Source organism: Mycobacterium deserti, from assembly GCF_025345615.1.
In the GTDB taxonomy this organism is placed as follows: domain Bacteria; phylum Actinomycetota; class Actinomycetes; order Mycobacteriales; family Mycobacteriaceae; genus Mycobacterium; species Mycobacterium deserti.
In genome coordinates this window covers 197,483-216,817 of record NZ_JAODWD010000002.1, presented here as the reverse complement: position 1 = coordinate 216,817, position 19,335 = coordinate 197,483, and the positions used below count along the sequence as shown (strand labels likewise).

23 protein-coding genes are annotated in these 19,335 nt (G+C 66.0%); 19 read left to right on the top strand and 4 right to left on the bottom strand.

Features of this window, described 5'->3' with window-relative positions; genetic code table 11:
- Window positions 1–40 precede the first annotated feature (40 nt).
- Genes mftE through mftG form a run of 3 tightly spaced genes read left to right on the top strand, consistent with a single transcriptional unit; the run spans window position 41 to window position 3,670 of the window.
- Complete coding sequence (gene mftE, locus N4S67_RS07230; protein WP_260992280.1) at window positions 41–784, top strand: mycofactocin biosynthesis peptidyl-dipeptidase MftE; 744 nt, start codon at window positions 41–43, stop codon at window positions 782–784.
- Between the two features lie 21 nt (window positions 785–805).
- Window positions 806–2,218: a mycofactocin biosynthesis glycosyltransferase MftF gene (gene mftF, locus N4S67_RS07225; protein WP_260992279.1), complete on the top strand. Its 1,413-nt coding sequence runs from the start codon at window positions 806–808 to the stop codon at window positions 2,216–2,218.
- Between the two features lie 27 nt (window positions 2,219–2,245).
- Window positions 2,246–3,670, top strand: coding sequence for a mycofactocin dehydrogenase MftG (gene mftG / locus N4S67_RS07220; RefSeq protein ID WP_260992278.1), 1,425 nt, complete (start codon window positions 2,246–2,248; stop codon window positions 3,668–3,670).
- On the opposite strand, the gene N4S67_RS07215 is transcribed toward mftG, so the two are convergent.
- Complete coding sequence (locus N4S67_RS07215) at window positions 3,587–5,233, bottom strand: MFS transporter (RefSeq protein WP_260992277.1); 1,647 nt, start codon at window positions 5,231–5,233, stop codon at window positions 3,587–3,589. The genes mftG and N4S67_RS07215 overlap by 84 nt on opposite strands.
- Window positions 5,234–5,327: 94 nt before the next feature.
- Here N4S67_RS07215 and N4S67_RS07210 point away from each other — a divergent pair, with 94 nt between their 5' ends.
- Window positions 5,328–5,963, top strand: a complete 636-nt coding sequence (locus tag N4S67_RS07210) for a TetR/AcrR family transcriptional regulator (RefSeq protein WP_260992276.1) — start codon at window positions 5,328–5,330, stop codon at window positions 5,961–5,963.
- Here N4S67_RS07210 and N4S67_RS07205 read toward each other — a convergent pair.
- Entirely contained in the window at window positions 5,929–7,179 is a 1,251-nt protein-coding gene (locus N4S67_RS07205; protein ID WP_260992275.1) for a cytochrome P450, read from the bottom strand. The genes N4S67_RS07210 and N4S67_RS07205 overlap by 35 nt on opposite strands.
- 115 nt (window positions 7,180–7,294) lie before the next feature.
- On the opposite strand from N4S67_RS07205, the gene N4S67_RS07200 reads away from it, so the two are divergent.
- From N4S67_RS07200 to N4S67_RS07190, 3 genes are read left to right on the top strand one after another with little or no spacing between them, the layout of a single operon-like run.
- Window positions 7,295–8,878 (top strand): carboxylesterase/lipase family protein, encoded by a 1,584-nt coding sequence (locus N4S67_RS07200; protein WP_390893271.1) that lies wholly within the window; start codon window positions 7,295–7,297, stop codon window positions 8,876–8,878.
- 4 nt (window positions 8,879–8,882) lie between these two features.
- A complete protein-coding gene (locus N4S67_RS07195; RefSeq protein ID WP_390893270.1) occupies window positions 8,883–9,083 on the top strand; it encodes a hypothetical protein in 201 nt (66 codons plus the stop codon).
- Window positions 9,076–9,498 (top strand): DUF5313 domain-containing protein, encoded by a 423-nt coding sequence (locus tag N4S67_RS07190; RefSeq protein ID WP_260992274.1) that lies wholly within the window; start codon window positions 9,076–9,078, stop codon window positions 9,496–9,498. Before N4S67_RS07195 ends, N4S67_RS07190 begins: the two co-directional genes overlap by 8 nt.
- 20 nt (window positions 9,499–9,518) lie before the next feature.
- Here the strand turns inward: N4S67_RS07190 and N4S67_RS07185 are convergent, their stop codons facing one another.
- Window positions 9,519–11,759, bottom strand: a complete 2,241-nt coding sequence (locus N4S67_RS07185) for a DUF6311 domain-containing protein (RefSeq protein ID WP_260992273.1) — start codon at window positions 11,757–11,759, stop codon at window positions 9,519–9,521.
- 456 nt (window positions 11,760–12,215) lie between these two features.
- On the opposite strand from N4S67_RS07185, the gene rpsJ reads away from it, so the two are divergent.
- From rpsJ to rpsQ, 11 genes are read left to right on the top strand one after another with little or no spacing between them, the layout of a single operon-like run.
- Entirely contained in the window at window positions 12,216–12,521 is a 306-nt protein-coding gene (gene rpsJ, locus N4S67_RS07180) for a 30S ribosomal protein S10 (protein ID WP_003883485.1), read from the top strand.
- An 11-nt stretch (window positions 12,522–12,532) separates the two neighbouring features.
- A complete protein-coding gene (gene rplC / locus N4S67_RS07175; protein ID WP_260992272.1) occupies window positions 12,533–13,186 on the top strand; it encodes a 50S ribosomal protein L3 in 654 nt (217 codons plus the stop codon).
- A gap of 2 nt (window positions 13,187–13,188) precedes the next feature.
- Window positions 13,189–13,860, top strand: coding sequence for a 50S ribosomal protein L4 (gene rplD / locus N4S67_RS07170; RefSeq protein ID WP_260992271.1), 672 nt, complete (start codon window positions 13,189–13,191; stop codon window positions 13,858–13,860).
- Window positions 13,861–14,163, top strand: a complete 303-nt coding sequence (gene rplW / locus N4S67_RS07165; RefSeq protein WP_260992270.1) for a 50S ribosomal protein L23 — start codon at window positions 13,861–13,863, stop codon at window positions 14,161–14,163.
- Between the two features lie 31 nt (window positions 14,164–14,194).
- Window positions 14,195–15,031 (top strand): 50S ribosomal protein L2, encoded by an 837-nt coding sequence (gene rplB, locus N4S67_RS07160; RefSeq protein WP_260992269.1) that lies wholly within the window; start codon window positions 14,195–14,197, stop codon window positions 15,029–15,031.
- A gap of 12 nt (window positions 15,032–15,043) precedes the next feature.
- Entirely contained in the window at window positions 15,044–15,325 is a 282-nt protein-coding gene (gene rpsS, locus N4S67_RS07155; protein WP_260992268.1) for a 30S ribosomal protein S19, read from the top strand.
- Window positions 15,322–15,951, top strand: coding sequence for a 50S ribosomal protein L22 (gene rplV, locus N4S67_RS07150; protein ID WP_260992267.1), 630 nt, complete (start codon window positions 15,322–15,324; stop codon window positions 15,949–15,951). Before rpsS ends, rplV begins: the two co-directional genes overlap by 4 nt.
- Window positions 15,951–16,814 (top strand): 30S ribosomal protein S3, encoded by an 864-nt coding sequence (gene rpsC, locus N4S67_RS07145; RefSeq protein WP_260992266.1) that lies wholly within the window; start codon window positions 15,951–15,953, stop codon window positions 16,812–16,814. Before rplV ends, rpsC begins: the two co-directional genes overlap by 1 nt.
- A 3-nt stretch (window positions 16,815–16,817) precedes the next feature.
- Complete coding sequence (rplP, locus tag N4S67_RS07140) at window positions 16,818–17,234, top strand: 50S ribosomal protein L16 (RefSeq protein ID WP_260992265.1); 417 nt, start codon at window positions 16,818–16,820, stop codon at window positions 17,232–17,234.
- Window positions 17,234–17,467, top strand: coding sequence for a 50S ribosomal protein L29 (rpmC, locus tag N4S67_RS07135; protein ID WP_260992264.1), 234 nt, complete (start codon window positions 17,234–17,236; stop codon window positions 17,465–17,467). Before rplP ends, rpmC begins: the two co-directional genes overlap by 1 nt.
- Window positions 17,467–17,784 (top strand): 30S ribosomal protein S17, encoded by a 318-nt coding sequence (gene rpsQ, locus N4S67_RS07130; RefSeq protein WP_260992263.1) that lies wholly within the window; start codon window positions 17,467–17,469, stop codon window positions 17,782–17,784. The genes rpmC and rpsQ overlap by 1 nt, the downstream gene beginning before the upstream one ends.
- Window positions 17,785–17,905: 121 nt before the next feature.
- Here rpsQ and N4S67_RS07125 read toward each other — a convergent pair whose 3' ends face one another.
- On the bottom strand, window positions 17,906–18,595 hold the full coding sequence (locus tag N4S67_RS07125) for a TetR/AcrR family transcriptional regulator (RefSeq protein ID WP_260992262.1): 690 nt from the start codon (window positions 18,593–18,595) through the stop codon (window positions 17,906–17,908).
- Window positions 18,596–18,647: 52 nt separating this feature from the next.
- Between N4S67_RS07125 and N4S67_RS07120 the strand changes: the two genes are divergently transcribed.
- Window positions 18,648–19,334: a DUF2306 domain-containing protein gene (locus N4S67_RS07120; protein WP_260992261.1), complete on the top strand. Its 687-nt coding sequence runs from the start codon at window positions 18,648–18,650 to the stop codon at window positions 19,332–19,334.
- Window position 19,335: the final 1 nt, after the last annotated feature.

Here is a 19,335-nt window from a genome sequence, read left to right as displayed (position 1 = left end):
ATCAATTGCTGCGCATGCGTCAACAATTGGCGCACGCCAGGTGAATTCGGCCTACCATCGGCAAGTGGCTTCTCCCGGCGAGCTCGGCAACCTGACGTCGAGGCAGCTGCGTAGCACGTCATCTGCGGTGATTGTCCCGGTCGGCTCCACCGAACAGCACGGACCGCATCTGCCGCTGGACACCGACACCAGGATCGCCACCGCCGTCGCCCGCGCTGTTGCTGGGCAGCTTCCCGACCACGAGGGGGCGCGCTGGGTGGTGGCGCCCGCGATCAGCTACGGGGCGAGCGGCGAGCACGAGGCGTTCGCCGGCACGGTGTCGATCGGGACCGCAGCGCTACGACTTTTGCTGGTGGAGTTCGGCCGGTCAGCGGCGCGATGGGCATCGCGCCTCGTCTTCGTCAATGGCCACGGCGGAAATGTGGAGGCACTTGCCGCCGCGACGGCTTTGCTTCGTTACGAGGGTCGCGACGTCGTGTGGGCCCCGTGCAGCGTCAAGGACGCCGACGCACACGCCGGCCACACCGAAACGTCTGTATTGCTACATATTTCGCCGAGCGATGTCTGGGTCGAGGAGAGGTTGGCCGGCAACAGCGCGCCGTTGCCCGACCTGATGCCTCGGCTGCGCAGCGGAGGGGTCGCCGCGGTCAGCGAAGTGGGGATTCTGGGTGACCCCACCACCGCGACCGCCGCGGAGGGGGAGCGAATTTTCGCCGACATGGTTGACGGGTGTTTGCAGCGCATCGCGCGTTGGGTACCCGACCGCTACGGGATGCTTACATGACGGGGCCGACGGGGTGTTGACATGACGGGGCCGCGGCTGCCGGACGGGTTCGCCGTACAAGTCGATCGCCGGGTCAAGGTGCTCGGCGAGGGGGCGGCACTGCTCGGTGGATCGCCGACCCGGCTGCTGCGGTTGGCCCCCGCAGCCCAGACCATGCTCACCGGCGGCCGGCTCGAAGTCCACGACGCTGTCAGCGCCCAACTGGCCCGCACACTGCTCGACGCGACGGTGGCGCATCCCCGCCCCGCCAGCGGACCGTCTCACCGCGATGTAACCGTCGTAATTCCGGTTCGCGACAACCCATCTGGGCTCCAACGACTCATCGCGGCGTTGCGTGGCATGCGCGTCATCGTCGTGGACGACGGCTCGACGGTGCCAGTGGGACAGGACGACTTCACGCACACGCACTGCGACGTCCAGGTGCTTCGGCACGACCGGAGCAAGGGGCCTGCGGCGGCCCGCAACACCGGCATGGCGGCGTGCAACAGCGACTTCGTCGCGTTCCTCGACTCCGACGTGGTACCCCGGCGCGGATGGCTGGAGGCGCTGCTCGGGCACTTCTGCGATCCCGCCGTGGCCTTGGTCGCCCCCCGTATCGTCGGGCTTCGCCAGCCCGACAATCTGGTGGCCCGCTACGAGGCCGTCCGCTCCTCACTCGACCTCGGCCTTCGCGAAGCGCCGGTGATGCCCTACGGCACGGTGTCGTACGTGCCCAGCGCGGCGATCATCTGCCGACGGTCCGTCCTGAAGGAGGTAGGCGGCTTCGACGAGACGCTGAAATCCGGCGAGGACGTCGACCTGTGCTGGCGGTTCATCGAGGCCGGCGCAAGGCTGCGCTACGAGCCCGTTGCGCTCGTTGCTCACGACCATCGCACGCAGATGCGAGAATGGTTCGGGCGCAAGGCTTTTTACGGCGAGGCTGCCGCGCCGTTGTCGGTCCGCCACCCAGGCAAGACCGCACCGCTGATGATCTCCGGGTGGATGCTGGTGGTCTGGATCCTGATGGCGATGGGCTCGGGCATCGGCTACCTGGCATCGATGATCGTCGCGACGATCACCGGCCGACGCATCGCGAAGTCGCTTTCCGCCGTCGAGCCCGAACCCAAGGACGTCGCCGTTGTGGCCGCCCACGGCCTCTGGTCTGCGGCGCTGCAGTTGGCCTCGGCGATCTGCAGGCACTACTGGCCGATCGCATTGATCGCTGCGAGCTTGTCCCGACGGTGCCGCAACATCGTGCTCGTCGCCGCCGTCGTCGACGGGGTTGCGGATTGGGTGACGCGCAACGGCAACGCCGACGACGACACCAAACGCGTCGGTCTGCTCACCTACATCCTGCTCAAACGGCTCGATGACATCGCCTACGGCACGGGTCTGTGGAGCGGTGTGGTACGGGAACGGCACCTCGGCGCGCTCAAGCCCCAAATCCGGACATAGAACTTGCCCGACCGCGTACAAGGCGATGTGCTCATCGTGGGTGCGGGCAGTGCCGGAAGCGTTTTAGCCGAACGGCTTTCGGCCGACCCGAACTGCCACGTCATTGTGGTCGAGTCCGGCCCGGGCCCCACCGACCCCCGAGTGCTCGCCCAGATCAGCAACGGGTTGCGGCTGCCGATCGGTGACGCCAGCTCGGTGGTGAGGCGGTATCCGACCGTCCTCACCGAGCACCCTCGGCGAGATGCCCAGATCATGCGCGGCGCGGTCGTAGGCGGATCTGGCGCGATCAACGGCGGATACTTCGGACGCGGACTGCCGGCGGACTTCGCACGCTGGGGTCTGCCTGGATGGTCCTGGCAGGACGTGCTGCCGCATTTCCGTGCGATCGAGACCGACGTCGATTTCGACAACGCTCTGCACGGCTCAGCCGGACCCATCCGAGTGCAAAGGGTATCTCAATTCGACGGCTGCACAGCGTCATTCGTCAATGCGGCTGGCCAAGCCGGATACCGGTGGATCGCCGACCTCAACGGCGCGACGCCAGATGAGCCGCTTGCGCCGGGCGTCGCAGCGGTGCCACTGAACATCGATCGCGGAACGCGCGTGGGCCCTGGCGGCGCGTTCCTGCAACCGGCGATGAATCGCGGCAATCTCACGGTGCTCGCCAATACCAGCGTTAGGCGCGTCCGAATCGCCGACGGGCGCGCCGCCGGGGTGGACTGCGTCGGCCCCGATGGCGCCACGACTCTGGTAGCTGACCGAATTGTTCTGTCCGCCGGAGCAATCGGGTCGGCGCACCTGCTGATGTTGTCCGGCGTCGGGCCGCAGGAGGCGCTACGACGGCTCGACATCCCCGTGCACGCCGATCTGCCGGTCGGCGCGGCGACTGTCGACCATCCGGAACTGGTGCTGCCGGTGGGTTGGGCCCCCACCCATGGACTGCCCCCGCTCGAGGCGGTACTGACCACCGAGAACGGTATCGAGATCCGCGCCTATACCACAGGGTTCGGGGCCATGATCAACGGTCGGCTGGACGACCCTGCCGACCGACCGCACCTCGGAGTGGCGTTGATGCAGCCGACGGCCCGCGGTCGGATATCGCTCGTATCGGCCGATCCGGACGTGTCGCCGGCCATCGAACACCGCTACGACAGCGAGGCCGGTGATGTCGCGGCACTGCGCGCAGGCGCCGAATTGGCCCGTGAATTGGTGAGTCCGACAACAGAAGTGGGCGCTACGACGTGGTCGACGTCGCAGCATCTGTCGGGAACGGCGCCGATGGGCCTCGACGTCGATCCGATGGCAGTGCTCGACCCGCAGTGCCGCGTCCGCGGTATCGCCGGACTGTGGGTGGTCGACGGATCGGTGTTACCCGCGATCACCAGCCGTGGTCCGCACGCCAGCATCGTCATGATCGGGCACCGGGCCGCTGACTTCATCACGGCGGCGTGAACGCAGTCGTTGAACCGCCCGCAGCTGCTCACCGTCGCGGCCCGGTGACCAGATGGCGACGAACGCCGCCGCGGCCGCGGTGGTGAGCGCCAACACCGTGAACGAAGCCTGCATGGCGTCCAGGAACGCTGTTCGAGCGAACTCGGAGAGCTGCGCGCCCTGCGGGCCCAGCCGTGCCGCCACGGCGAGGGCCTCCGCCAGGGAGTTCGACGCCGACTCGCGCGCCGCCTCGGGCAACAGCGCGAGGTGCGGCTGCAACTGCTGGCCGTATTGGGCAGCCAGCACGGAACCGGCGACCGCGATCCCGATTGCCGCACCGACCTCGCGGGTCGTGTCGTTAACCGCCGACGCCACCCCCTGCTTCTCGTCGGGAACGGCACCCATGATCGCCGATGTCGTTGGCGCGGTGCATAATCCGATGCCGGTGGCCATGATCAGCAATGGCCACACGAGGTCGACGTACGGCGAGTTCAAGTCCAGTATGCGAGTGCAGAACAGCCCCACCGCGATCAGAAGCAGACCAGTGGACACCACCAGGCGTAGGCCGGCGCGGGGCAGGAACCACGGTGTCGCCACGCTGAGGATCAAGACGGGAACCATCAACGGCGCCAGAGCAAGCGCCGTCTGCAGGGGCGTGTAGCCCAGCAACAGCTGCATGTATTGCATGGAGACGAAGAAGAAGCCGAAGTTCGCGAGGAAGAAGAACGTCACTCCCACCGCTCCGGTGGCGAAGTCGGGCCGGGCGAACAGGCGGACGTCGAGCAATGGGTGGGTGCGTCGCAACTCCACGAACGCGAAAACGATGGCCAGCACGACACCGGCGGCCATGCACCCGTACACGGCGGGGTGTGTCCAGCCCCGGACCGGCGCCTCGACCACACCGAAGACGAATATCGCCACGGCGCCGCCGATCAGGACCGCGCCCAGCCAGTCGAGCGGCGTCGCCTCCTGGTCGCGCGAGGAGGCGACGGTCAGCGTCAGCACGAACAAGCCCGCCCCCGAGAGTGCGAACGCCCAGAAGATCGACTGCCACGACCAGAAGTGAAGCAGGACACCCGATCCCAGAAAGCCGATGACGGCACTCGAGCCTGCGACGCCGGCCCAGATCCCGACTGCCTTGTTGCGCTCGTCTCTGGGATATGCGGCGGTCAGCAGCGACAGAGTGGCAGGCATGACGAATGCGGCGCCGATACCTGCGACGGCGCGGGCGATGATGAGCTCGACGGGGCTGCCGAAGATCAATGGCGCGATCGAGGCAACGGTGAAAACGGCGAGCCCCAGGAGAAGCGCGCCGCGCCGGCCGTATCGGTCGCCGAGAGCACCGGCCGGCAGCAGCAGACAGGCGAGCACCAACGTGTAACCGTCGACCACCCAGGTCAGCTGGGTCTGTGTCGCGGCGGTCTCCACCGCGATGTCGGGCAGTGCGGTGTTCAGTGCCACCATGGATGTGATGACCAGGGAGACGCCCATGCAGGCGACGGTGAGCAACCAGACCCGCGAGCGTGATGAGAGGCTGGTGATGCTCGCGTCATTCTGGTCGGATCGGACACGGGCGTCGACCATGCGTCGCTCACCTTTCGGCAGAGGGTATTTTTGAGACTATCAGTCTCGCTAGGAGACCGATAGTCTTGTTCCCGCGTTGGAGGTGAAGTAAACGATGACCGACCCGCGGCCGGCACGTTCGCGCGCCCGCCTGCTCGACGCCGCGACGAAACTGCTGCGCACCGGCGGTCCGAGCGCGGTGACCATAGACGCCGTCACTCGAACCGCGAACGTGGCGCGGGCCACCCTGTATCGCCACTTCTCGAGCGCCAACGACCTTGTGGCAGCGGCGTTTATGAGCTTGATACCGCCGGCGCCGATGCCGCCCGACGAGGGCTCGCTGCGGGAAAAGCTGACCGCTATCGTCGTTGCGTGGGCGGAGTCGATCTCCGAGGCTCCCACCACCCTGACGGCGATGTCCTGGTTGTCACTCGGCCCGGACATCGGACAATTGCCGGGGACCAGGGGCGCAGGCAGCCCTGTGATGCACTCGCTACGGGAGAAGATCGCCGAGCAGTACTCCGCGCCGTTCGACATGTTGTTCGACAGCCCGCAGGCCGCCCAGGAACTCGAACCCGTCGACCGGACCATGGCGTTCGCACTGCTGATCGGTCCGCTGACATTCGGCAGGATCAGCACGCTCGCGGACTTCGACTACCGGGCGGTCGCGTTGGCCGCGGTGGACGGTTTCCTCAAACGCTATGCGAAAGAACCGGTCACCGTATCGAGTACCGAATCGGCAGGTGCTTGAGGCCGCCGACGAAGGTGGTGGCGGTCAACTCCGGCGTGCCCGCGAGTTCGATGGAGTCCAAGCGCGGGATCAACTCCGTGAACAGGCTGGCAATCTCCATCCGCGCCAGTGCCGCACCGAGGCAGAAGTGCACGCCGTACCCGAACGCCACATGTTTGTTGGGGTCGCGAGCGACGTCGAAGCGGAACGGGTTGTCGAAAACCTCTTCGTCTCGGTTTCCCGAAACATAAGCCAGGTATACGGATTCGCCCTTCGCGATGCGCACTCCCCGAACCTCGGTGTCCTCTGCGGCGGTGCGCATGAATTCCTTGACCGGTGTGCTCCACCGAATCATTTCCTCGACCGCCGTCGGCATCAGGCTCATGTCTTTGCCGAGCCGCTCGAGCTCGCCGGGATTCTCGATCAGCGCGTGCAACCCGCCGGAGATCGCGTCCTTGGTGGTGTCGTGGCCGGCGCTGGCAACGATGACGTAGTAGGACGCGGTATCCATGTCCGACAGCGGTTCCCCATCGATGCGGCCGTTGGCGATCGCCGACGCCAGGTCGTCGGTCGGATTCGCCCGGCGCGATGCGGTCAGTTGCGCGAAGTAATTGAAGAAGTCGGCGAGCACCGCGAGCATGTCCTCGGGCGTCTGGCCGCGCTGGAATTCCTCGTCGTCGCCGCCGAACATCTCCTGGGTGAGCATGTGCATCCTCGGGAAGTCCTCCTCGGGCAACCCAAGCAGAGACATGATGACGTAGAGGGGAAAGTTGACCGCGATCTCGGTGACGAAGTCGCATTCCGGTCCAACGTCGCGCATCCGGTCGACGTAGCGCTTGGCCAATTCGTCGACGCGAATCTTCAACGCGCGCATGGCCTTGGGCCGAAACCAGTCCGCGCCGATCGCACGAACTTTGCGGTGATGCGGGTCGTCCATGTGGATCAGGGTGCGCAGGCCCATGCCGGCCGCCATCTGCTCCTTGAGGACGTCGTCGGCCTGCGCGGTCGCCAGCAGCGGCCGCGGTTCGGACAGGAACAGGTCGTTGGCCCGCTCGATGGCCATGATGTCGGCGTGCTTGGTGATCGCCCAGAACGGCCGGTAGGGCGGGTTGTCCACCCAAGCCACAGGATTGTTGGCCCGCAGATGGGTCAGCGCGGCATGTAACCGCTCGTCGTCGGCATATGCCGACGGATCGGCCAGAACCCTCGCGGCGTCGTCCATCGTCGGCGTGCTCATGCGGGCTCCTTTGCTCCGAGCTGGTCAAACTTGACGGGTGTCAAGTCCCACTCTATGTGATGGCGGACACCTGGGGAAGGAACTCCGGTGAAACGGATCAGTACGCTCGGACCCCGTGTCAAACGCATCAGCCCGGCGACCCGCGCACGCAGTGGTGCTGACGCTCGTCGTGCTGACGGTGCTGGCGGGCTGCGGGCGGGGTGATACGGCGGTGGGCGTGCCCGTTGATCCCGCGGTGGCCCGGACTGTCGCGGGTCCGGTGCGCGGCACCGTCGCCGACGACCACCGCTATTTCGCGGGAATCCCTTACGCCGCACCGCCGGTCGGTCCGTTGCGTTGGCAGTCGCCCGCGCCGACGCCGGGCTGGACCCAGCTTCGCGACGCCACTCGCCCCGGCCCGCGGTGCGTACAGGACACCAGCACCGACCCCGACCCCCGAGCAACCAGCGAAGACTGTCTGACCCTCAACGTGTGGACTCCGCCACCAGCCGATGAGCTGCGGCCGGTCATGGTGTGGATTCACGGTGGCGGCTTTTTCAACGGCAGCGGTGACATCTACAACGCCCGACGGATGGTCAGCCGCGGCGGGATCGTCGTGGTGAACATCAACTACCGGCTGGGCGCGCTCGGCTACCTCGCGCATCCGGCGCTCGGGGACAACGGCGATGTCGGCAACTACGGACTGGCGGATCAACAGGCCGCGCTGCGATGGGTCCGCGACAACATCGCCGGCTTCGGCGGCGACCCGGACAAAGTGACTATCGCGGGCGAGTCGGCGGGTGGCATGTCGGTGTGCGACCACCTCGTAGCGCCAGGCTCGGCGGGGCTGTTCCGTGCCGCGATCATTCAGAGTGCGCCATGTCAGGCGCAGTACGACCTACCGACCGCGCAGATGGCGAGTGAGGCATACGCGGCCGAAATCGGTTGTGGAGAAACCGCTGTCGCAGCACAATGCCTGCGGTCACTTCCGGCTGACAAGTTGCAGAAAGGCCTGCTTTACGGGCGCATCGGCACGGAGCGCCTCGGCGGGCCGGTGACGGGTACGCCGGCGTTGCCGGTCAATCCGGTGGTGGGTATGGGCGAAGGACGCGCGGCGCGTGTGCCCGTCATGATCGGAAGCAACCGCGACGAGTTCACGCTGTTCGCCGCGATCCAGCATCTGCATGGCAGGCCCATGGGCCCCGCGGACTATCCGGGACTTCTCGGCGAAGCCTTCGGCCGGCACGCCGACGCTGTGGCGCAGCGCTATCCCATCGATCGCTACGGTGGCAGTGTGCCGTTGGCGTACTCGGCCGCGATGACCGACGGCGACTTCGCCTGTGTGACCGAGTTGATGGCCGACGCACTGGCCGAAGATCAGCCCGTATACGGCTACGAGTTCAACGATCGGAACGCGCCTGGGCCGGCGCCGTTGCGCGAAGTACCGTTCCCGGTCGGCGCGACGCACTCGCTGGAGCTGCGGTATCTGTTCGACGTAGGCGGCGCGCCGCAACTGGACTCGGCACAGCAGCGGCTGTCTGACGAGATGATCGACTACTGGACCCGTTTCGTGGCCACTGGGGCACCCGGTTCTGACTGGCCCGAGATGGGCGAGAACGCGTCCGGGAAGCGAATTTCACTACAGCCCAACGGTAATCAGATAATCACCGATTTCGGAGAGACGCACCAATGTGCGTTCTGGGCCGGATTGAGAGGCTGAGACGATGTCGACTCCTGATCCGGGCACATTCGCCGAGGCATGGACGCGCGCATGGAACGCCCACGACGTCGAGGCGTCCTCGACCACTTCCACAGCGATGTGCTGTTCACCTCCCCGGTCGCCGCGCTCGCTGTGCCCGACAGTGGGGGTGCAGGGCAAGACCGCGTTGCGGCAGTACTGGCGGTTACTGTGGAGGTATGGCTGACGCCGCGGCGAAGGACCGACCTAACGTCTGGCAGTACATCGGCTATTCCTACGGTCGCGTCCTGCCCTCCTCGATGCGGATGTGGGTCGCGCACGACCTGGCCGATCACGGTGCCGTCCGCAGGCACATGATCCGCATGGCGATTCCGCCGTTTCTGGTCCTCGCCCCTTTCTGGCTACTTCCGGCGTCGTTCTACGTGCGCCTCGAGATGACGGCGCCCATCTACATCTGGGCCCTGTTGATGGCACTTGCGCTGAACAAGGTGTGGCGTCGCCACCGCCTGGCCCAACACGGTGTTGACCCCAACCTCGTCGACGAGATCAACAGGAAGAAGAACGCCCACATCCACGAGGCCTACATCCGCAAGTACGGGCCTCGTCCGTCCGACGCCAAGTCGAACAGCAGCCCGTTCTAGCAGGCCGGGTGCGGCGGTAACTACTGCGCCCGGATCACCCGCATACTGGCGACGCCGAGGCCGAGCAGGCGCGATTCGCCACTCACTCCTAGGTCGACGGGACGGCGCGCCTGCGGTATCTCGAAGTGCACGGTCACGATGCCGGACGGACCCACGGCAGGGGGTGGGATTGGGAACGTCCGCACCTCCGCCGCGTCGGAGGTGAACGACCAGTCGGCGACCTCCGTTCCGTCGATGACTACCCGAACGTGCTGGGAATAGCGCGATTTCAACGCAAAGGCATGGACATTCATCGCCACTGCTAAAGGGGCAGTTGGCAATTCACTCAAACGAAAAGACAGCGATGCCCTGGACGCATCGGTCCAGCGGCCCCAGTTCTCTCCGCCAGACCAGCCGCTGCCAAGGATCAACCCCGGTGACGCCTGCGGCCCGAACAGTAGGTCCTGGTCGAGGATGGTTGGAGGAAAGTAGCGTTGCAGCAGTTCGCCGTCGACCCCGGCGCGATGTGAGTCCTTCGCGCAGAGGACGAACCCGTCCACATCGCGGCAGAAATGCTGCGCAGGAGTTTGTCCGGCTGCGACCAACTCGGCGAGATAGTTGGGTGAGAAGACGTACGCGGTGTCTTCTGCGAGACCAGCCGACAGAAGTTGCTGCGGAAACTGTTCGCAGAAGTAGTCTTTCGACTTGTTCGTCGTCCGTGTGGCGAAGTAGCTGTTGATCGTCATGTGTTGATCGATGGCCAGTCGGCCGAACGTGCCGAAGCCGATTTTCCCGTCGGGCGTCGATTCCCGGTCGCACTGGAAGGCCGGGACAACGACGAGGTGGGCGTGCGCTGCACCGAGTGATCGCCAGTCATCGGCGGTGAGTTGCGTTGTCGTCGCAGTCCATTGGAAGCGGATGGCCGAATGCAGAGACGAGATGTCGACTGCTTGGACCGCGAGCATGCACGCGATGAGCGGTACTGCCCAGCGGCGCGACACGAAGCGATGCACGAGGACGAGCGCAGCGATGATCACCAAGTAGTACATCGGCCAGAACAGTCGGGCCGACGCCTGAAACGGAGATAGGGCGTCCACCACGATTTGCGGCAGCGGTACGTCGAAAAGCCGCAGAGAGCCCACGGTGACCGATGGGAGAACGGCGAAGGCGAGACACCCGAGGCAAAGAACAGCGAGCGGCAGAATCGTTGGCGTCAGAATTGGTTCGTCGCGACCGATTGGTTCGTCGCGACCGGCTCTTCGTGTCACGGCGCCGGCCAGCCCGATGACAACGAGCACAAGCAGGCCGAGTCCGAGATAGCTGTAGCCCTCGTACTGATTGGGCCCGATGGGTTGCTCCGGCAACAGAAGGGCGTCGAAGTGGTGCGGGTCGATCGGCGCGAGCAGATTCATCGAATAGGTGCCGTAACTGTCCGCTACCGTCGCCGCGCCGGGGCTGACGTAACCGAAGACCATGAGTGTCGCCATGCAACACGTGGCCACCGCCGCCGCGGCAGCGCACGACCACAGCACGGTTGTTCGACGTTCGAGGACAAGCCGGCCGACTGCCGCGAGTGCGATCAGCGCAACCATCAGCAGGAAGTACGGGTGGATACCGCCTGCCAGGAAGAGGAGCACGGCGAACGGCAGTAGGTAACGGACCCCACCGGCGCGAACGCGGTCGCCGAAATAGAAGTAGAGCGCGGCCAGGATGAGCCACTGCTGGGTCAAAGTGAAATGTTGGTGCGCACGGAACACGAGCACCGGGGCAAGGATGAGGAAACACGCGCCCAGGGCGGCAAACCAGTGATCACCACCGACGAGCTTCAACAGGAGCTGGTAGCTGAAATAGGCCTGCAGAACGCTGCCGACCAGGAATAAGAGGCCCAGATACTGGAACGTCTCCGGCAGTGCCGGCTCGATGAGGCGAAAACCCAGCGCGACAAGTGGAGCTGTGTCGAAGTAGCCCACGGAGACGCCTATGGGATAGCCGATCCCGTGGACCCACAGTGGGGCAGCGTCCCAGAGCGGCTCGTTGCGGAAATAGCTCCAGCCGAGGTACGACTCGAGCGGATCGCCCCATATCCAGGAATCGTCGGTCGGGTCGATGACTCGCCAGCCGACAACCAGGTAGACGTTGACGACCGCGACCGCAATGGTTGCTAACAGGAGGTAGGACGCCGCTCGAGACGTGCTCGGGACTGAATTCTGCGCGCCCGCGCCACCCGTGGCCGCACGCTTGCGCCGCAGATGGCGCCGGTGTTGTCCGCCCGGGCTCGTCACAGAGCCGACAGACCACGCGTGCGCATGAGTGAGCATAGAGCGTTGCTGGGATTCGCGAACGGCATCGAACGTTCTTTATAGATTCGTGCTGACGGAGTGCTGCATCGTCGACGGTAAGATCACGGCACGGTGCGCGTGATTCGACCCGGTGAGCGCGTCGTAAGGGCCCGTGGCCAGGGATTTGGAGTAGCCCGCACCTCTGAGGCATACTGTTCGGGTTGCCTTGAGCCGGGTTCGCCTGGCCAGGGCATACGACCAGCGTCCGAATGGGCGCATCCGGTCACCATCTTGGTTGCGACGATTTCCGCCGCGAACAAGTGCGCGTACGGGCGACACACCCGACCGCGGGGGCCGGTGGACCACAGACAGATAAACAGTGGCGGCATACCAGCGCGACATGCGCCGGAGAAGACAGGCGCCCCTCCGGGGGCCCAGCAAGAGTGAGGTAGGAGAAGCGTGGCGGGACAGAAGATCCGCATCAGGCTCAAGGCCTACGACCACGAGGCTATCGACGCCTCGGCGCGCAAGATCGTGGAAACGGTCACTCGAACCGGCGCCAGCGTGGTTGGTCCAGTGCCGCTGCCGACTGAGAAGAACGTGTACTGCGTCATCCGCTCCCCGCACAAGTACAAGGACTCGCGGGAGCACTTCGAGATGCGCACGCACAAGCGGCTGATCGACATCCTCGACCCGACGCCGAAGACCGTTGACGCGCTCATGCGCATCGACCTTCCGGCGAGTGTCGACGTCAACATCCAGTAGGAGACCAGATCATGGCGAGAAAAGGCATTCTGGGCACCAAGCTGGGCATGACGCAGGTGTTCGACGAGAACAACCGGGTCGTGCCGGTGACGGTCGTCAAGGCCGGCCCCAACGTTGTCACGCGGATCCGTACGACGGAGCGCGACGGGTACAGCGCTGTGCAGCTGGCCTACGGCGAGATCAGCCCTCGCAAGGTGAACAAGCCTGTGACGGGCCAGTTTTCGGCCGCGGGTGTCAACCCGCGTCGCCACCTCGCTGAGCTGCGGCTCGACGACGAAGCTGCCGCGGGCGAGTACGAGGTCGGCCAGGAGCTGACCGCCGAGATCTTCGCCGACGGCAACTTCGTCGACGTGACCGGCACCAGCAAGGGCAAGGGTTTCGCCGGCACCATGAAGCGCCACGGTTTCAAGGGCCAGGGCGCCAGCCACGGCGCGCAGGCAGTGCACCGCCGTCCCGGATCTATCGGTGGCTGCGCCACCCCGGGCCGGGTGTTCAAGGGCACCCGCATGTCAGGCCGCATGGGCAGTGACCGCGTCACCACGCAGAACCTGGTGGTGCACAAGGTCGATGCCGAGAACGGCGTGCTGTTGATCAAGGGCGCCATCCCCGGCCGCAACGGTGGATTGGTGATGGTCCGCACCGCAATCAAGCGAGGCGAGAAGTAGAAATGGCCGATAACACCAATAAGGCATTGAAGATCGACGTCCACACCCCGGGGGGCAAGACCGACGGCTCTGTCGAGCTGCCCGCCGAACTGTTCGACGTCGAGCCCAACATCGCGCTGATGCACCAGGTTGTCGAGGCCCAGCGGGCCGCGGCACGCCAAGGCACCCACTCGACGAAGACGCGTGGCGAGGTCCGCGGCGGTGGCAAGAAGCCGTACCGGCAGAAGGGCACCGGCCGGGCCCGTCAGGGTTCGACGCGCGCGCCGCAGTTCACCGGTGGTGGCATCGTGCACGGCCCGAAGCCGCGTGACTACAGCCAGCGCACTCCGAAGAAGATGATCGTCGCCGCGCTGCGCGGGGCGCTGTCGGATCGGGCGCGCAACGGCCGCATCCACGCGGTCACCGAATTGGTCGAGGGTCAGACTCCGTCGACCAAGAGCGCCAAGACGTTCCTGGCCGCACTGACCGACCGCAAGAACGTACTGGTGGTCGTCGGACGCAGCGATCAGACCGGCGAGCTGAGCGTGCGCAACCTGCCGGGTGTGCACATCCTCTCGCCCGACCAGCTCAACACCTACGACGTGCTCAAGGCTGACGACGTGGTATTCAGCGTCGAGGCGCTCAACGCCTACATCGCGGCCAACAGCGCGTCGGCGCAGGAGGTATCGGCGTAAATGGCAACCGTGACTGATCCCCGCGACATCATTTTGGCCCCGGTCATCTCGGAGAAGTCCTATGGGCTGATCGAGGACAACGTCTACACGTTCGTCGTCCACCCCGACTCGAACAAGACGCAGATCAAGATCGCAATCGAGAAGATCTTCAGCGTCAAGGTCGCGTCGGTGAACACCGCCAACCGGCAGGGCAAGCGCAAGCGCACCCGCACCGGCTACGGCAAGCGCAAGGACACCAAGCGCGCCATCGTGACCCTGGCCGCCGGCAGCAAGCCGATCGACCTGTTCGGAGCACCGGCGTAGTCCGGCGGAGAGCTAGAGAGACTTAGGAATCATGGGAATTCGCAAGTACAAGCCGACGACCCCGGGTCGTCGCGGTGCCAGCGTCTCCGATTTCGCCGAGATCACTCGCGATCATCCGGAGAAGTCGCTGGTTCGTCCGCTGCACGGCAAGGGCGGACGCAACGCACACGGCCGAATCACCACGCGGCACAAGGGCGGCGGGCACAAGCGTGCCTACCGGGTGATCGACTTCCGTCGCCACGACAAGGACGGCGTCAACGCCAAGGTCGCGCACATCGAGTACGACCCGAACCGCACCGCGAACATCGCGCTGCTGCACTACCTCGACGGCGAGAAGCGCTACATCATTGCGCCGCAGGGTCTCAAGCAGGGCGACATCGTGGAGTCCGGCGCCAATGCCGACATCAAGCCGGGTAACAACCTGCCGATGCGCAACATCCCCGCGGGCACGCTGATCCACGCTGTGGAGCTGCGCCCCGGTGGCGGCGCCAAGCTGGCGCGGTCGGCCGGCGCGAGCATTCAGCTGCTGGGCAAGGAGGGCAGCTACGCCTCCCTGCGTATGCCCTCGGGTGAGATCCGCCGCGTCGATGTGCGCTGCCGCGCCACTGTCGGCGAGGTCGGTAACGCCGAGCAGGCCAACATCAATTGGGGCAAGGCCGGCCGTATGCGGTGGAAGGGCAAGCGCCCCACCGTTCGCGGTGTCGTGATGAACCCGGTCGACCACCCGCACGGCGGTGGCGAGGGCAAGACCTCCGGTGGCCGCCACCCGGTCAGCCCGTGGGGCAAGCCCGAGGGCCGCACCCGTAAGCCCAATAAGCCGAGCGACAAGCTCATCGTCCGACGCCGACGCACCGGCAAGAAGCGCTAGGAGAGCCCAGCGATGCCACGCAGCCTGAAGAAGGGCCCGTTCGTCGACGACCATCTCCTCAAGAAGGTCGACGTCCAGAACGACAAGAACACCAAGCAGGTCATCAAGACCTGGTCGCGTCGGTCGACGATCATTCCCGACTTCATCGGGCACACCTTCGCGGTGCATGACGGCCGCAAGCATGTCCCGGTGTTCGTCACCGAGTCGATGGTCGGGCACAAGCTCGGCGAGTTCGCACCGACCCGCACGTTCAAGGGTCACATCAAGGACGACCGGAAGGCCAAGCGCCGGTGAGTACTACAACTGAGACCGAGTATCCGACCGCCGTCGCCAAGGCGCGGTTCGTGCGCATCTCGCCGACCAAGGCGCGCCGGGTCATCGACCTGGTCCGCGGCAAGTCGGTGGCCGACGCACTCGATATCCTGCGGTGGGCGCCCCAGGCCGCCAGTGAGCCGGTGGCCAAGGTGATCGCCAGCGCCGCGGCCAACGCCCAGAACAACGAGGGGCTGGACCCGTCCACCCTCGTCGTCGCCACCGTCTACGCCGACGAGGGCCCGACGGCTAAGCGCATCCGGCCGCGCGCCCAGGGGCGTGCGTTCCGGATTCGTAAGCGCACCAGCCACATCACGGTGATCGTCGAGAGCCGGCCGAGCCGCGAGCAGCGTGCCGGTCAGTCGGCGGCGGGCAGCGCCCGCGCGCGTCGCGCCCAAGGCAGCAAGGCCGCGGCCGCCAAGAAGGCTCCCGCGACCAAGGCGGCTGCAGAGACCACCGCGCCGGAGAAGGCGCCCGCCAAGAAGGCGGCCAAGAAGGCTCCGGCGAAGAAGGCTTCCGGAGCCGAAACGTCGGCGACATCAAAGGCTGCCAAGAAGGACGCCGGAGACAGCGCTGCAGCTTCCGAATCGAAGGAGGGCTCGGAGTAGTGGGCCAGAAAATCAATCCCCACGGCTTCCGGCTCGGTATCACCACCGACTGGAAGTCCCGGTGGTATGCCGACAAGCAGTACAAGGATTACGTCAAGGAAGACGTGGCGATCCGCCGCCTGCTCGCGACCGGCCTCGAACGCGCCGGCATTGCCGACGTCGAGATCGAGCGCACCCGCGACCGGGTCCGTGTCGACATCCACACCGCGCGTCCCGGCATCGTGATCGGCCGCCGCGGCACCGAGGCCGACCGCATCCGCGCGGACCTGGAGAAGCTCACCAAGAAGCAGGTGCAGCTCAACATCCTCGAGGTGAAGAACCCGGAGTCGGTGGCGCAGTTGGTCGCCCAGGGTGTCGCCGAGCAGTTGTCGAACCGCGTCGCGTTCCGTCGTGCCATGCGTAAGGCGATCCAGTCGGCGATGCGTCAGCCCAATGTCAAGGGCATCCGGGTGCAGTGCTCGGGCCGTCTCGGTGGCGCCGAGATGAGCCGCTCGGAGTTCTACCGCGAGGGTCGGGTGCCGCTGCACACGCTGCGCGCCGACATCGACTACGGCCTCTATGAAGCGAAGACGACGTTCGGCCGTATCGGTGTGAAGGTGTGGATCTACAAGGGTGACATCGTCGGCGGCAAGCGCGAGCTGACCGCCTCGGCGCCGGCCGGCGCCGACCGTCCGCGCCGCGAGCGTCCGTCGGGCACGCGGCCACGCCGCAGTGGCGCGTCGGGTACGACTGCCACCAGCACCGAGGCGGGGCGTGCCGCGTCGGGTACCGAAGATGCGCCTGCTGCTGCCGAGGCGGCGGCGGGCACCGAGGCGGCTGCCGGTGCGGCGGTCGAGACGCCCACGGAAAACACGGAGAGCTGAATCATGTTGATTCCCCGCAAGGTCAAGCACCGCAAGCAACACCACCCGAGGCAGCGTGGTGTCGCCAGCGGCGGCACGTCGGTCAGTTTCGGCGACTACGGCATCCAGGCGCTCGAGCACGCCTACATCACCAACCGGCAGATCGAGTCCGCCCGTATCGCCATCAACCGGCACATCAAGCGTGGCGGCAAGGTGTGGATCAACATCTTCCCGGACCGCCCGCTGACCAAGAAGCCGGCCGAAACCCGCATGGGTTCCGGCAAGGGTTCGCCGGAGTGGTGGGTGGCCAACGTCAAGCCAGGCCGGGTGCTGTTCGAGTTGAGCTACCCCGATGAAGCGATCGCCAGGGCCGCATTGACCCGCGCGATCCACAAGCTGCCGATCAAGGCACGCATCGTTACCCGAGAGGAGCACTTCTGATGGCAGTGGGAGTGACGCCGGGCGAACTTCGCGAACTGACCGACAACGAGTTGAAGGATCGCCTGCGCGAGTCCAAGGAAGAGCTGTTCAATCTGCGCTTCCAGATGGCGACCGGTCAGCTCACGAACAATCGTCGGCTTCGTACGGTGCGTCGGGAGATTGCGCGCGTGTACACCGTGCTGCGCGAACGTGAATTGGGTCTGGCATCCGGACCCGTTGGTGAGGAATCGTAATGGCAGAGACGAAGAAGGACACCGGCGCTGCGGCTGGTCCGAAGCGCACGCCGCGCACCGAGAAGCCTCGTGGCCGCCGTAAGACCGCGATCGGCTATGTGGTGTCGGACAAGATGCAGAAGACCATCGTGGTCGAGCTGGAGGACCGCAAGAGTCATCCGCTCTACGGCAAGATCATTCGCACCACGACGAAGGTCAAGGCCCACGACGAGAACGGCGACGCCGGCATCGGTGACCGCGTCTCGTTGATGGAGACCCGGCCGCTGTCGGCCACCAAGCGCTGGCGCCTCGTCGAGGTGCTCGAGAGGGCCAAGTAGCCGTTTGCGCGCGACTAGTCGCCAAAGTCCCCGGACACGTCACGTGTCCGGGGACTTTTGCGTTCGGCAGGCTGTCGGTGCTCTTTCGGGTCAACAAAATCGGGCTCGCGGAGTGGCAGAGCTAGCCGATCCTGGTAGCGACGCCGTCCAGTATCTGCGCCAGCCCGGACCGGAAGTCGGCTCGCCGATCGTGGTCGGGCTGATCGAAGACACCGTCGGCAATGGCCGCCGCCAGCGCGGGGAATCGGTCGGCCGTCACCACGCGCCGTAGCAGCGTCGCGAAGCCGGGAGTCTCGGCGCCTCCTGCTTCGATGTCCAGCGCCGCGGCGCCGCGCACGAAATGCAGGATGGCCATGACGGCGGCGAGTTTGTCACGCTCGGCCAACCCGGTGCCGCCCAGTGCGGCAAGGCCCGCATCCAGCCACGCCAGCTGACCGGGATCGGCGGGGGGACCGGCCGCCGCCGCCTGCAACACCCACGGGTGCCGGTGATAGACGTCCCACAGTCCGGCCGCCCAGTTCTCAAGCGCGACACACCAATCCGCGGAATAAGTGGACGGTGGCGGCCCCGGCGCAGTCGAGAGCATGAAAGTCACCAGGTCGTCCTTGCTGGCGACATGCCGGTAGAGCGACATGGTGCCGCAACCCAGACGGTCCGCGAGCCGGGCCATCGACAGGGCGGCCAGCCCCTCGGCGTCGGCCAACTCGACGGCAGCGGCGACGATGCGCGGCCTGCTCAGGCCGCGCCCGCGGCCCTCCGGCTGGGGGTCGCGCCACAGGATTTTTAGCGCACGGGGTAGGGGATCGCTCATCAGTCGACAGCCTAAACGACGCGCAACGAGCCGACGCGTATGCCGTACGCTCATGCGTATGCCATACGCCTCTGTCACGCCAGCGCGCTGGTCGACTGCTCTCGCGCTCGTCGTCGCCGCTTTCCTGGCCTTCTCGCTGCCGCCGTATTTCGCCGGCGAATCGCGCGTGCCGCCCACATTCGCGCTGCACTACCCGCTGTTGGTGGCACACGTGATGCTGGGCAGCCTGGCAATGGTCGCCGCCGTCGTCCAGATCTGGCCGCAGTTACGCACCCGTCGCCGGGCACTGCACCGCAGCATCGGACACGTCTACGTCTGGGCCGCGATTCCAGCCGCCGTGTGCGCGATGGTGATCGGGGCGGCCACCCCCTTCGGCCCGTTCCTCGCCGTGAGCAACGTCATGCTGGCCGCGCTGTGGCTGTGGTTCACTGTCAACGGGTTCGTGGCGGCACGGCAGCGCCGCTTCGCCCACCATCGCCGTCACATGGCTCGAAGCGCGACCCTGGCGTTGTCGACGATCACCAATCGAATGTGGACCCCGCTACTGTTCATCGCACTGGAACCGTTGCAGCACAGCATGTTCGGCGGAAATCCAGAGCACTTCCTGTGGTTCGTCGCTGGGCTCGGCGCATGGCTCGGCTGGACGATTCCGCTCGTCACGGTGCAGTGGTGGTTGACGAGGAAACCGGTAATGGCGCGGTCGTCAATTTCCCGCGTGACCGACGAACCACGCGTGTAGC

Coding starts and splice junctions, on each gene's coding strand:
- mftF (WP_260992279.1), top strand. CDS start 806: ATGACGGGGCCGCGGCTGCCGGACGGGTTCGCCGTACAAGTCGATCGC.
- N4S67_RS07215 (WP_260992277.1), bottom strand. CDS start 5,233: ATGGTCGACGCCCGTGTCCGATCCGACCAGAATGACGCGAGCATCACC.
- N4S67_RS07210 (WP_260992276.1), top strand. CDS start 5,328: ATGACCGACCCGCGGCCGGCACGTTCGCGCGCCCGCCTGCTCGACGCC.
- N4S67_RS07205 (WP_260992275.1), bottom strand. CDS start 7,179: ATGAGCACGCCGACGATGGACGACGCCGCGAGGGTTCTGGCCGATCCG.
- N4S67_RS07195 (WP_390893270.1), top strand. CDS start 8,883: ATGTCGACTCCTGATCCGGGCACATTCGCCGAGGCATGGACGCGCGCA.
- N4S67_RS07190 (WP_260992274.1), top strand. CDS start 9,076: ATGGCTGACGCCGCGGCGAAGGACCGACCTAACGTCTGGCAGTACATC.
- rplC (WP_260992272.1), top strand. CDS start 12,533: ATGGCGAGAAAAGGCATTCTGGGCACCAAGCTGGGCATGACGCAGGTG.
- rplD (WP_260992271.1), top strand. CDS start 13,189: ATGGCCGATAACACCAATAAGGCATTGAAGATCGACGTCCACACCCCG.
- rplW (WP_260992270.1), top strand. CDS start 13,861: ATGGCAACCGTGACTGATCCCCGCGACATCATTTTGGCCCCGGTCATC.
- rplB (WP_260992269.1), top strand. CDS start 14,195: ATGGGAATTCGCAAGTACAAGCCGACGACCCCGGGTCGTCGCGGTGCC.
- rpsS (WP_260992268.1), top strand. CDS start 15,044: ATGCCACGCAGCCTGAAGAAGGGCCCGTTCGTCGACGACCATCTCCTC.
- rplP (WP_260992265.1), top strand. CDS start 16,818: ATGTTGATTCCCCGCAAGGTCAAGCACCGCAAGCAACACCACCCGAGG.
- rpmC (WP_260992264.1), top strand. CDS start 17,234: ATGGCAGTGGGAGTGACGCCGGGCGAACTTCGCGAACTGACCGACAAC.
- rpsQ (WP_260992263.1), top strand. CDS start 17,467: ATGGCAGAGACGAAGAAGGACACCGGCGCTGCGGCTGGTCCGAAGCGC.
- N4S67_RS07125 (WP_260992262.1), bottom strand. CDS start 18,595: ATGAGCGATCCCCTACCCCGTGCGCTAAAAATCCTGTGGCGCGACCCC.
- N4S67_RS07120 (WP_260992261.1), top strand. CDS start 18,648: ATGCGTATGCCATACGCCTCTGTCACGCCAGCGCGCTGGTCGACTGCT.